Origin of the sequence: Sporosarcina ureae (assembly GCF_002101375.1) — a bacterium.
GTDB classification, from domain to species: domain Bacteria; phylum Bacillota; class Bacilli; order Bacillales_A; family Planococcaceae; genus Sporosarcina; species Sporosarcina ureae_B.
The window spans coordinates 859,649-872,677 of sequence record NZ_CP015207.1; the positions used below are offsets into that span (position 1 = coordinate 859,649).

Annotated in this window: 11 protein-coding genes; 3 read left to right on the plus strand and 8 right to left on the minus strand. The window is 40.3% G+C overall.

The window, feature by feature from the left end:
- Positions 1 to 112: 112 nt before the first annotated feature.
- Both SporoP8_RS04135 and SporoP8_RS04140 read right to left on the minus strand, forming a co-directional pair.
- On the minus strand, positions 113 to 1,729 hold the full coding sequence (locus SporoP8_RS04135; protein ID WP_085131364.1) for a methyl-accepting chemotaxis protein: 1,617 nt from the start codon (positions 1,727 to 1,729) through the stop codon (positions 113 to 115).
- A gap of 143 nt (positions 1,730 to 1,872) precedes the next feature.
- Positions 1,873 to 2,088: a hypothetical protein gene (locus SporoP8_RS04140; RefSeq protein ID WP_085131365.1), complete on the minus strand. Its 216-nt coding sequence runs from the start codon at positions 2,086 to 2,088 to the stop codon at positions 1,873 to 1,875.
- A 284-nt stretch (positions 2,089 to 2,372) separates the two neighbouring features.
- On the opposite strand from SporoP8_RS04140, the gene SporoP8_RS04145 reads away from it, so the two are divergent.
- Positions 2,373 to 2,813: a hypothetical protein gene (locus SporoP8_RS04145; RefSeq protein ID WP_085131366.1), complete on the plus strand. Its 441-nt coding sequence runs from the start codon at positions 2,373 to 2,375 to the stop codon at positions 2,811 to 2,813.
- A 44-nt stretch (positions 2,814 to 2,857) separates the two neighbouring features.
- Here the strand turns inward: SporoP8_RS04145 and SporoP8_RS04150 are convergent, their stop codons facing one another.
- From SporoP8_RS04150 to argC, 5 genes are all read right to left on the minus strand, one after another.
- On the minus strand, positions 2,858 to 4,399 hold the full coding sequence (locus tag SporoP8_RS04150) for an NlpC/P60 family protein (RefSeq protein ID WP_085131367.1): 1,542 nt from the start codon (positions 4,397 to 4,399) through the stop codon (positions 2,858 to 2,860).
- 425 nt (positions 4,400 to 4,824) lie between these two features.
- Complete coding sequence (locus SporoP8_RS04155; RefSeq protein WP_085131368.1) at positions 4,825 to 5,955, minus strand: acetylornithine transaminase; 1,131 nt, start codon at positions 5,953 to 5,955, stop codon at positions 4,825 to 4,827.
- On the minus strand, positions 5,952 to 6,731 hold the full coding sequence (argB, locus tag SporoP8_RS04160; protein WP_085131369.1) for an acetylglutamate kinase: 780 nt from the start codon (positions 6,729 to 6,731) through the stop codon (positions 5,952 to 5,954). The genes SporoP8_RS04155 and argB overlap by 4 nt, the downstream gene beginning before the upstream one ends.
- A complete protein-coding gene (argJ, locus tag SporoP8_RS04165) occupies positions 6,694 to 7,917 on the minus strand; it encodes a bifunctional glutamate N-acetyltransferase/amino-acid acetyltransferase ArgJ (RefSeq protein WP_085131370.1) in 1,224 nt (407 codons plus the stop codon). Before argJ ends, argB begins: the two co-directional genes overlap by 38 nt.
- A gap of 39 nt (positions 7,918 to 7,956) precedes the next feature.
- The gene (argC, locus tag SporoP8_RS04170; protein ID WP_232319201.1) at positions 7,957 to 8,997 is read right to left on the minus strand and encodes an N-acetyl-gamma-glutamyl-phosphate reductase; all 1,041 of its coding nucleotides are present in this window, start codon (positions 8,995 to 8,997) and stop codon (positions 7,957 to 7,959) included.
- A 207-nt stretch (positions 8,998 to 9,204) separates the two neighbouring features.
- Between argC and SporoP8_RS04175 the strand changes: the two genes are divergently transcribed.
- The gene (locus SporoP8_RS04175; RefSeq protein ID WP_085131372.1) at positions 9,205 to 9,984 is read left to right on the plus strand and encodes an enoyl-ACP reductase FabI; all 780 of its coding nucleotides are present in this window, start codon (positions 9,205 to 9,207) and stop codon (positions 9,982 to 9,984) included.
- Between the two features lie 111 nt (positions 9,985 to 10,095).
- Positions 10,096 to 11,415: a branched-chain amino acid transport system II carrier protein gene (gene brnQ / locus SporoP8_RS04180; protein ID WP_085131373.1), complete on the plus strand. Its 1,320-nt coding sequence runs from the start codon at positions 10,096 to 10,098 to the stop codon at positions 11,413 to 11,415.
- Between the two features lie 90 nt (positions 11,416 to 11,505).
- Here the strand turns inward: brnQ and argH are convergent, their stop codons facing one another.
- Positions 11,506 to 12,828 carry an argininosuccinate lyase gene (argH, locus tag SporoP8_RS04185; RefSeq protein ID WP_085131374.1) on the minus strand — a complete coding sequence of 441 codons (1,323 nt, stop codon included), beginning with the start codon at positions 12,826 to 12,828 and terminating at the stop codon, positions 11,506 to 11,508.
- Positions 12,829 to 13,029: the final 201 nt, after the last annotated feature.

Sequence of the window (13,029 nt, forward strand, 5' to 3'; positions counted from 1 at the left end):
TTAGAGATCCACTATAATTAAATGAACAAAAAAACAAAGACATATTCCAAATTCTTGGATTGTGTCTTTGTTTTTAAATGGCTGATTTTCCATTTACACTATAGATGAAAGATTAGAATGTGAAGCGGTGGACGATACGACTTAACGCTGTTGCTTCGTCTGTTAGTTTGCTGGCATCACTTGCCAACTGCTGGATTCCCTCTACTTGTTCATCCATACCAGCTACTGTTTGGATGACACTATCTGTAAATTGTTCAGATATCATAGTAATTTGCTCGATGATTTTTTCGATTTGCTCACCGTCTTTAATTAATTCTTCCGCGTGAAGGCTATTGCTTGTGACAGCTGATTTTGTATCAATCACAGCGTCATTCATATAGAGAATGGATTGTCCGGCTATTTTGACGATTTCCACGCCTTCTTCAATAGTATCCGCATTCGATTCTACATGTTGTACGGCAATTTTCACTTCGTTATTTGTTTGTTCTAGTGTTCGCACAACATCATTTGCGAATGCATTCGTTTCTTCTGCCAGTTTACGAACTTCGTTTGCTACGACTGAGAATCCGTTCCCCGCTTCTCCTGCCCGCGCCGCTTCAATAGAGGCATTGAGTGCTAACAAGTTCGTTTGTTCAGCGATTTTTGTAATGAGAGAAACTTTTTGTATGACTTGGTTGATATCCTCTGCGACCTGCATAATTTTTTGTGAAGACATGTGAACCGCTTCATTGATCTGCCGCATCTTTTCTTCTGTTTCTTCAATTGCCTGACTACCTTGTGTTGCAGCAGTCAACGCATGTTCAGATTTGGAAAGTGTTTGTTGTATGCGTAATTCCATTTCTCGAATTCCCGCCATCATCGTCTGGACCATAGCGTTGGCAGATTGTAATGAAGATAATTGTTGCTCTGTTCCACTTTGGAAGTTTTGCATAGTTTCGCCATATGAAGTGAAGACATGTGATAATCGACCCGCTTCGGAAGCCTGCACTTCACTAATTCGATCCACGATTTCAGAGGAGCGATCGAGTTCTGTGACGATATTCTTTGTACCGATAACGATTTTATTAATTTCGAAACCAATTTGATTAAACTCAGATCTGGATCTTTCGGTTACTTCGGCTGTTAGATCACCAGATGAAATTTTCCTCGTGACTTTACGCCAAGACCGTACACCTTTCATGACTATGTTATAGAGACCAGTTGTGAAAATGCCTGAAAGAAGTAAAGACATACTAACGAATGCTACGCTCTGTTGGATAGGTAAATCAAATATATATGCAAGTACTCCCATCGCCAAAGCTGGCAATACAACAGATAAAGTCGCTCCATAAAGAATGTATTTCTGATGATTTATTCGACCTAATCGCAACGTGAATTGCTTGCTTCCAACTTGAATGATTGGCATGGATGCATCAATAAGTCGCTCACCGGATTTTCTTTCATACACTTGCAGTAACGGCTTGGTTGTATTAGCAGCACACAAGCCAATGGCATCGGAAAATACTGTGCCTTCCCATAACCGATTAGTATGGATATAGCTCCGACCCATTTCATCCACAATGACAAAGTATTCATCCTCTTCAAGCTGTTCGTCTAATATTTGATGAAGAACTTGATAATTCAAAGTAAATGATTGTTCATTTTCTATTAATGGCTGAATGCGCTTTGTAACCCGTTCTACTTTTCTAAGAGCATTCCGTGCAGAAGATGTTCTCAAAAGCTTTTCCAATAATTTCACCTCTTTAGGTTCTTTTATACTATATAATTAATATACCATAAAATGTGAGAAAGGTCACAACGTTTTCCGCTGAACATTCATCAATCAGAACACTCAGGAATTCAAACTATCGGACATTTAGCTAACGGTAAAACTTACTTACTGATACTGCCAATTGCTACCGCTTTACCGTTTCCTACTGCCAACGCTATATATCGAACTTCTTTATCATTTAATTCTGCGATAATTTCCATGGAAGGCTTGCCGATACGCACTTTCGCAAAGTATTTCACAGCTTTACCTTGCAACATATTATTACTTTTTTTAATCGTTCGTAGACCCACTTCCTGTAGTGTTTGTTGAACATTCAATAATACTATTTCCTCATCAGATAACTTCGCTCATTTAACGCATGATCTATTACTTTGCATCCCGTATTTGATCCATCTACAGGCACGATATTCTTCATAATTGTTCCTCCTGTATTGTTCATAAAGTGCTTGAAAATTCTATGTGGACATCCTACTTTACTCATTCAATTTTTACAGTAGAATCCCTCTTTATCCTGATTATTAAAGTCGAGTCAATTGATTTATCTTTAATTAGCTTTTACACTTTCAACACATTAAATAAAAATAAACAGGGAGGAATCTGTATGAAAAAATCGTGGCTTTTACCTGCACTCGCTGTATTTTTGGTTGCATGTAGTACTGATGAGGAAACAAAACCTGTAGCAAATGAGGACAACCCGGTTGATTTAATAGAGCCTGAGGAGGAACTAGCAGAACCTGAAGTTAATGAATCTGCTGGCACTGAAACACCCTCAGAAGATGTGCCTAGTGAAGAATCGAATGCTTCGTACAAACCTTCTAATTCCAACTTGTTAGGACATGAAGAAGCCGAGGTATTGGCAGAGCATATTCCGATGGACGAGTTAACAGCTCAAGTGAAAGTGGATAATCAAAATAAACGCATCATTCTTTTTGAAAATGAAAGCGGACAAAAAGTATACAAGAGTATTTTCATCAAAGACAATCTCCATTTAAAAGTTATTGATTTAAATAGTGATAATGTATTGTATGAAGGAAATTTGTAAAACAGATGAAAAAGCGCACAGACATCATTGTCTGTGCGCTTTTTTCATTTTACATATCTTCTAGCTGAAACATATTCTGATTTATACGGTTCCGCAGTCATCGGGATGATCTCTACAGTACGTTTAGGATTAGGTGCGTGAATCATTTGACCGTTCCCTGCGTACATCGCTACATGATGTATAGTTCCTTTACCTTTATTATAGGCAAAGAACAGTAAGTCACCCGGTTGTAAATCTTTCTTCTGTATCAATGTTCCATTTAGTGCTTGCACGGATGCATCACGTGGTATATCAATACCATGCTGACGATAGACAGAGTAAGTGAATCCAGAGCAATCCAAGCCAAATCCTGAAGTTCCTGCCCATAGATACGTTAATCCATTAAATAGCTTGGCTGTTTCCATGATTTGCTGTGTGGTAGGCTTTGGCATGACTCCATCCGCCCCTACTATCTTCACTGCACTTCTATCAACGTACTTCACCCCGTCAGCAGGTGTCTGGACAGCAAGTTTATTATCCATGATATCAATAATAGGCAATATCGTGTTGAAGCTGATGGAACGAAAAGGTTGCTTGCCATTTTCATCAATTGTAAGTGCGGCTGATTTCGTCGTTACCATGGCTGTGTCGCATGTTGCATAGTTAGGGTATACTGTCGTTAAATGATTTTTCAGCATCCATCCCGGGTAACCTGCTGCGTTTTTAGGAGAGCTTTGATCTATTACTGCCACTTGAACCCAGTCACCTTTTGTCTGCAGGACTTTTACTGTTTGACCATATAGTGCTTGAGTTTCTAATTTACCTACTAACCATTGTTTTTCACGCAAACTCATCGCAGCAACCCACTTCGTAATATCAGGCAATTTGTTTGTGGCATAAGCATCCACTGTTCGCGATTTTCCTGGCTCTTTCCAAAGTGTTGTAACAGGAACATTAACAGTTTGCACTGGTGTGTTATTCGGCTTATAACAAGCAGATTGCTCTCTAAAGTCAGGCTCAAGAATTCGTGCAAGAAATACTGCAAAGTGTCCACGTGTTAATGTTTGATTGGGCTTAAATGTGTTATCTAAATAGCCTGTTGTAATGGCATTTACAGATAACTTTTGTATGTCAGATAAACCCCAGTACGTTGCAGGCACGTCACGGAATCGATACGTGGATTTGCCTGTCAGATCGAATGCGCGAACGAATACCGCTGCCATTTGCCCACGTTTCAAATTGCCATACGGTTGAAATTCATTTTTCTCGTTACCCATAAAAATACCTTCATCGACCATGGTGGCGATGAGTGCGTAATGCGGATGGGACAGCTTTACGTCTGACAGATTTGCATCAGGTCTATTATCTACCGAGATTTTCAGTGCGCGTTGGATCATTCCTGAAGCTTCGAGGCGTGTGATCGGTTCGTTTACACGGTATTTGGCAGTTGGTTTTTCTATGATGATATCTTTTTCAACTAGATATCGTATTTCATCAGCGGCTGAGTGCTGAGGAAGTACGTCTTGGAAGACGGCGGCAAGTGAGTTAGTCGGTATTGCAAATAGGACTAGCATCGTCGTTAGCACTAATGCACATATCTGTTTCAAGTTTAGGACACTTCCATTCTCTTAGGTTGTTTTGCCTTAACTATACCTGAGCAATAATTCTTTGTATAGAAAGAATTCAAAAAAAGGCGATAGCTTTCTTTTAAAAAACTGTAAGAATAAGTGTAATGGAGAAGTGTAGCCGGTAAGGGGCTGTGAGTTACCATTCCAAGATGACGCTTTCCCAAGAGTGTGGCTTGATCCTTCTCGTCCGCTCTGTTCTACACTCCCTACGAAGCGTGTGGTTATTACGGTTTGTCGTTCATTGAATGTTGGATGGTAATTAATTTAGTACTTGAGTTTACACCCGACCTAAACTCGAACTTAAACCTATGTAAAAAAGAGATCTCCCTTGAAGTTTTTAGACTTCAGGGAGATCTTTTGTTAATTGAATAGCAGTTCGCAGACTACTTTAATTCATATTGTTATTACGTTAATATTTTCTTTAAAATCGCTACCGCTTGGTCGATTTCTTCTTTTGAAACTGTCAGTGGTGGTAACAGACGGATAACATTCGTTCCAGCAGGTACTAGGAGCAAGCCTTGTTTTTCGGCCTCTTGGATGTATGAACCAACCTCATTATTTGAATGAATTCCAACTAGTAATCCATTACCGCGAATTGAATATTTATCTTTAGGTAATTCTGATTGGAGTTGTTGCTTCAGATACGTAGACTTTTCTTGTACATCCTTTAAGAAAGCAGGATCAAACACATGATCAACTACTGTTTGGGCAACTGAGACCGCTAATGGATTTCCGCCAAATGTTGTACCGTGTGTGCCGGGTCCGAATGTATTGAATAACTCTTCGCTAGCTAGCAATGCTCCAATCGGGAACCCGCCACCAAGACCTTTAGCAAGTGATACGATATTTGGTTTTAGTGCAGTCTGCTCGTAGGCATAGCGAGTTCCTGTACGTCCAATGCCTGTCTGTACTTCGTCGATAATGAGAAGAATATTGTGTTCATTACATGCAGCCATAACTGCTTCAGCGAAAGCGGGTTCAATGGAGTTGACTCCACCTTCCGCCTGGATGACTTCTAACATGATGGCAGCGACATGATCGTTCGTCGCTTGTTTCAAAGCCTCAACATCATTAAATGGCAAGGCTTCAAAACTTTCTAGCATCGGACCGAACCCTTTTTGGATTTTATCCTGACCGGTAGCGGCCATTGCGCCAAAGGTCCGCCCGTGAAATGACTGTTTGAACGATAAGATATGATGTTTTCCTGTATGTTTACGTGCTAGTTTAATTGCAGCTTCATTCGCTTCGGCTCCACTGTTACAAAATAACGCATACGACAAATCCGTATTTCTTGTCAATGATTCAGCAAGTTTTTCTTGTTCTGGACTTTCGAATAAATTTGAAATATGCCATAGCTTTTCGCTTTGTTCTTGCAATGCTTTAACGATCGCGGGATGAGCATGTCCTAAACTGACGACTGCGATACCGCTAGTAAAGTCTAAGTAGTCCTTCCCTTTATCGTCTGTCACTACGGTACCTTGGCCTTTAACGAGATGCACCGCACGTCTTGCATAGTTATTGAATAAATACGTCACACAATTGCCTCCTCATTGGTAATGACCGTTCCTTTTAGTTTTTGACAGACAATCTGTACAGAGGGAATCCCCGCTTCTAGACAATCGATGGCCGCCATTACTTTCGGAATCATTCCTCCGTAGATATCATCTGTTTTAATCCAGCTATAAATAGCTTGGGGTCCCGCTTCCGCTTGGGGCTGATCTTGAATCCTGATTCCAGATGTATCTGTCACTAATAATAAACTTTCTGCCTTCACAGCTAATGCAATTCGACTCGCGACTGTATCCGCATTAACGTTCAATGGTTCTCCAGATGCGGTTGCACCAATACAAGAAATAACAGGAATAATTCCGGCATCTAGTAGCGCATCCAGGACTTCTGTTTTAACTGTTTTTATTTCTCCCACATAACCATACGTTTCAAAGTCAAGTACATCACATGTAAATAAGTTCGCATCGAATCCACTTAATCCAATCGCCTTGATTCCTTCATGATTAAAGCGATGTACGAGCGTTGGATTTACTTGACCAATCATGATCGACTGGATGATACCAATTGCTTCAGCAGACGTAACACGGAATCCTTTAACTACAGTCGAAGTGACGTCTTGATTTTCAAGCTCTTGATTAATATTCGGGCCTCCGCCATGAACAATAATTACTTGAACACCATCTTGCTGTAACTTTTTCACACCTTGAAAAAAATTATCACCTAACTCGTCTAGCATACTGCCACCTAGTTTAATAACCTGTCGTTTACGTGCGGTATGTTGCGTTGATTTGGACGTAGTCATAAGTAAGATCGCACCCCCATGCCATTCCTTGACCAGCTCCCTGGTTTAATTCTATTGCGAATTTCACTTCATGTTGTTTTAGGTAGATCAACAGTTTTTCTTCTGAAAACGGAATGGGTTCCCCGCCTTCTACTACTACTGTGTCGCCGATATAGATTTTGATATCTTCAGGATCTATTGTGGCGCCGCTATATCCGACTGCCGCAATAATTCTCCCCCAATTGGCGTCACAGCCAAATACTGCCGTCTTGACAAGTGGTGAGCCGACAACAGATTTCGCAATTTGACGCGCTTGTTCATCCGAAACTGCACCTGTAACTTTCGCTTCGATTAATTTAGTAGCACCTTCTCCGTCTTTAGCGATCATTTTTGCCAAATCACGTGACACAGCATGCAATGCATCGACGAAAGATTGCCATTCGGGATGATCTGGAGTTAATGAATGGTTACCCGCAAGTCCGTTTGCCATAACGAGTACCATATCATTCGTTGATGTATCTCCATCTACCGTAATGGAGTTGAATGTTACATCCGTAATTTCTTTTAGTGCGGTTTGTAAATGTTCAGACTCGATATTGGCATCGGTTGTAATGAAGCCCAGCATCGTCGCCATATTCGGTTCAATCATTCCGGAACCTTTTGCAACACCCGCTACTACTATTTCACGATCATCAATCACCGTTGCATATGCAGTATTTTTCGTTACGGTATCTGTTGTTAAAATTGCTTGGGAAAACTGAATGGATCCTTCCAATGTATCTATCGGTTGTAACTTTTCAATACCCGATAGTAAAGGTCCCATATTCATTTGTTCGCCGATCACACCTGTTGAGGCAATTCCAACAAGATTGGAATCGATTCCTAAGTGCTCTGCAGTTTTTTGCTGCATAGTCATTGCATCTTGCATGCCTTGCTTTCCTGTACATGCATTTGCGTTACCAGAGTTAATGACGATCGCCTGCATTTTTTGCGTTTCATAAACTACTTTTTTTGTGACTTGAAGTGGAGCTGCTTGGATTACATTCGTTGTGAAGACACCCGCAACACTCGCTGGCACTTCGCTAACTAATAGAGCCAAATCATTTTTCTTATGTTTTAGCCCACAGTGAATGCCGACTGCCTTGAACCCTTTTGGTGAGATAATATTTTTACGCGAGATGCGCTTCATACTTTCGATAGTTTCCATAGTAGTGCTCCCCTCAATTCTTGTGTTCCAATTAATAGTTTAAATCCATAATGGAATGATATCGATTCCCGTTTTTTCATTTAGACCATATTGGATATTCATATTTTGTATAGCTTGTCCTGCGGCCCCTTTCACCACATTATCAATGACTGCTATAATCGTTGCTTGATTTGTTCGTGGATCTACTTTGACATGTATATCGCAATAATTAGAGCCATATACCTGTTTTGTACTGATTCTTTGCACATCTGTCAAAATCCGAACAAACGGACTGTCTTTATATGTTTCTTGCAAGCAATTTATCAGCTGTTCTTGCGTTACTTGTCCATTTACTTTCGCATAGCTCGTCGTCATGATACCTCTTGTCATGGGAACCAGATGCGTAGTGAACGTAATGGGTTCAGGCTGATCAGCAAATGCATTCATTGCTTGTTCAATTTCTGGTATATGCTGATGCTGATGAATCTTATATATAGAGAAATTTTCATTCGTTTCACTGAAATGAGTCGCCTGGCTCGGCTTATTGCCTGCACCAGATACACCACTTTTTGCATCGATAATTAATCGGCTACCGTCAATCAGTTTATTTTTCAATAACGGAAGTAAAGATAGTAGAACTGCTGTCGGGTAACACCCTGGATTCGCAATGATTTCCGCATCAGCAATATGCTGCTTATTCCATTCAGGGAGTCCATATACACTTTTCTCCAAGTGTTCAAGTGGCGGTGCATCTTTTTGATACCACTGTTCAAAAGTTGCTTGATCTTTCAGTCTAAAATCTCCCGAGAGGTCAATTAATTTAGCACCTGCGCCTACTAATGAAGGTAGTAATTTAGTGGTAACGCCAGCCGGTGTACTGAAAAACACTGTATCCAACTTGCTAATATGTTCAGGTTCTATAGCCTTCATCGGCTGATCGTGAATATTCACGAGATGTGGATACTTTTGGGAAAAGACCGCCCCCACTTCTGAGGAAGTGTATAAATCAATCTGTTCAATTTCCGGATGGTTTTGTAGTAACCGTATCAATTCTAGGCCACCATATCCAGACGCTCCTACGATTCCAACCTTCAACGCCATCACCTCTTTATTCATTAAACACAAGTATACGTATGTATAATTATAAAGTCAACTGTATTTTTATTTATTAACAGTCAATTTATAAATTCTCTTTCTGTTCTTATTAAAAAGGGCTTATAGAAATGCTATAACTTCCCCTTCACTATATGTTATTATTATGGAGGGTATAATATGATCAAATGAAGAATAAACTTTCAGGAGGCTATTATGGTAGATTTATTAAAACTATCCGGTAAAAACATTGTGATTATGGGTGTTGCAAATGAACGTAGTATTGGTTGGGGAGTAGCAAAAGCATTATTCTCAGTCGGTGCGAATGTCATTTTCACATACCGTAAAGATCGCTCTCGTGATAAATTAGAAAAAGCATTAGCTAAAAGTGAATTTACAGCCACACAAATTGTACAATGTGATGTAAATAGTGATGAAAGTATCGAGCAGGCTTTCAAAGCGATTGGCGAGCATGTTGGTGTTATTCATGGAGTAGTCCACTCCATCGCATTTGCACATCAACAAGATTTGCATAATCCTTTCGTGGAAACGACTCGTGAAGGATATGCATTCGCACAAGATTCCAGTGCATATTCATTGGTGGCAGCAGCACGTGAAGCCCGTCATTACATGACAGAAGGTGGAGCGATTATTACGATGAGTTATTTAGGAGCAGAACGAGTTCTTGAAGGCTATAATGTAATGGGTGTTGCAAAAGCAGCTCTTGAAGCTTCTGTACGCTACTTGGCATCAGAGCTAGGTGAAAAAAATATTCGCGTCAACGCGATTTCTGCCGGTGCGGTTCGAACATTGTCCGCAAAGGGTGTTCCTTCCTTTAATACAATCCTCAGTCAAATTGAGGAACGTGCGCCATTAAAACGTAACGTCATGCCTGAAGAAGTCTCGGATATGACGGTGGCGATGCTAAGTAATTTATCGAGTGGTGTGACAGGTGAAGTCATCTATGTAGATGCCGGCTACCACATTATGGGATAATCTTATGAAGGATTCTCTTAGGAGAATCCTTTTTCATGGGCACTTTCCATTAACATGCAATTAATTATCGAAATACATACACTTTTCAAAGTACCTCAGGAGGAATTCCAAATGAATAGATTTACAAAACTCGATACGTTCAAACTAGGGCTGACGATGTTTGCCCTCTTTTTCGGTGCAGGAAATATGATTTTTCCACCACTACTTGGTCAACTAGCAGGAACGCAAACATGGATTACGCTGGCTGGTTTTTTAATAACGGGAGTGGGTCTTCCCTATCTTGGCATAATTGCAGTAACTATGAGCGGTAATCAATTAAGCGATTTAGCCGGAAGAGCATCACCTTTATTCGCTATGATATTTCCATTCGTTATATATTTAGCACTTGGACCGTTTTTCGGTGTTCCGCGTACAGCGACTGTTTCATTTGAAATTGCCGTTTCTCCATTTGTGCCGGATTCGTATGCTAGGTTAGCATTGGCGCTGTTTTCCATTCTATTTTTTGCAGTGACGATTTGGCTGTCATTTAAGCCAAATAAAATAGTCGATCGTTTCGGTAGTATTTTAACTCCCATATTGCTAGCTATCGTAACGCTTATTGTGGTGACGGGTATTATCAACCCAGTGGGTGAAGCGGGCGCACCGCAAGGATCTTATGCAGAAGATTACTTTTATAAAGGATTTATTGAAGGTTACGGAACAATGGACGCAATGGCAGCGCTCGTCTTCGCTATTATCGTAATAAATGCCGTGAAAGCGAAAGGTATTACAGATAGAAAAGCCATTACTTCCATTACAATGAAAGCGGGATCCATTGCAGTACTCGGGCTGAGTTTTGTCTATGCTGGATTAGCCTATTTAGGGATGACGAGCCGCTCCGTAGCAGAAGGCGCAGCAAACGGTGGAGATATTTTAGCTAAACTTGCATATGCTTTGATGGGGAATAACGGATTATACTTACTTGGACTTGCAGTAACACTAGCTTGCTTAACAACTTCTGTTGGATTGACTACCGCTAGCGCTACATACCTTTCCAAAGTCGTACCTAAGATCTCTTATAAAGCATTTGTATTTATTATTTGTTCTTTTTCCATGATAGTTGCGAATGTTGGCCTCACGCAGTTGCTTGCCGTGACTATTCCCGTACTAGTCGGAGTGTATCCGCTAGCCATTGTCTTAATAACTTTCAGATTGTTACACCCGTTATTTAAAGGCTATCATGAAGTATATAATTACGGTTTACTAGCAGCAGGTCTTATTGGATTCTTTGACGTACTACGTGCATTCAATATCGATCTGGTACCGGTTACATATATATTGGAATTCTTACCATTATATGAACAAGGGGTCGGCTGGATTTTACCTGCTATAGTGTTTGGCGCAATAGGTTATATTGTGGCATCTGTTCAAGGTAAGCCTCGTGTCGAATAGTAAAAAGCCTGCGGACATTCCGCAGGCTTTTTACGTGTTTGTTATGGATCAGTTTTACTGAGAACGTACAAACTAATCTCATTTCCAGAATTACTGTTCTTTCATCAATCCTTTATTGCCTTTTAAAATAATAGATTCATAATCGATGTATTCATAGATGTCGTCTTCGATATGGTCGCTAAATTTTTGGAGTTCACCCACAGTCAAATCTTCAATCGCTTTGTTTCCCTGCTCACAATAAATGATGATTTTTCCAACGATTTCATGGGCATCACGGAACGGAGTGCCTTTTGCGACTAAATAATCCGCTACTTCTGTTGCATTCAGAAATCCACTTTTAATCGCCGCTTTCATGTGATCTTCATGTACCTGTAGAGTGTCGATCATTTTAGACATGATTTCCAAGCAATCAAGTACTGTATCAAGCGCGTCAAAGAATTGTTCTTTGTCTTCCTGCATGTCTTTATTATATGTTAATGGCAATCCTTTCAACGTCGTGAGTAAAGCGAATAGAGAGCCATATACACGTCCTGTTTTTCCACGGATTAGTTCTGCTGCATCCGGATTTTTCTTCTGTGGCATGATGCTGCTTCCTGTTGAATAGGCATCTGAGATGGTGATAAAACGGAACTCTTGACTGCTCCAAAGAATCAGTTCCTCACTTAAACGGCTCATATGCATCATAATGAGGGAGAAGTCGGACATCAATTCTACTAAGTAGTCACGATCACTAACTCCGTCAAGGAAGTTATCTACTGGCTTATCAAACCCTAGTAATGCAGTCGTCACTTGACGATCGATATTATGTGTCGTGCCAGCTAGTGCACCACAGCCAAGTGGATTTTCATTCAAAATCTCCGCTGCGTTTTGCACACGTTTTTTATCGCGTTTGAACATTTGTGCATACGCGCCCAAATGATGGCCGAATGTGACGACTTGCGCGCGCTGCAAATGCGTATAGCCTGGCATAATCACGTTATTGGCTTTTCCTTTTGCTTCAAGTGAATCAATTAAAACTTGCAGTGCATCTATAACGACAGAGGTTTGGTTTCTCGCATACTGTCTCATATCGACAGCTACTTGATCGTTTCGACTGCGGGCTGTATGCAATTTCTTGCCTGTCTCCCCTACTCGCTCAGTTAGGTTCATTTCAATGAATGAATGAATATCTTCATAATTACCTGCAATTTGTAATTCTCCCGATTCGATATCTGCCAAAATCGACTGTAAGCCATTCACGAGTAATTCGCCTTCTTCAGGTGACAATAAATCAGAATGAACTTGCATCGTTACGTGTGCAATACTACCTGCGATATCCTCTCTGTAAAGACGATAGTCAACAGGCAAAGAGCTGTTGAACTTTTCCATAATCTCATCTGCTTTACTACTAAAACGACCGCCCCAAAGTTTCATTCATCATCAATCCTCTTATATTGTATTTTTATTCATAACGGTGTATACCAACTATCTCTATTGCCATCTTGCAACGTATCTATTCTATTATTCTGACACAGTTGACGATTTTTTTCTACTTTGAGTAATATTGCGTCTGCTTGCATAAACCGTATAAATATGGGATAATAATTGAACTACAAATGAATGAGTGATGACATT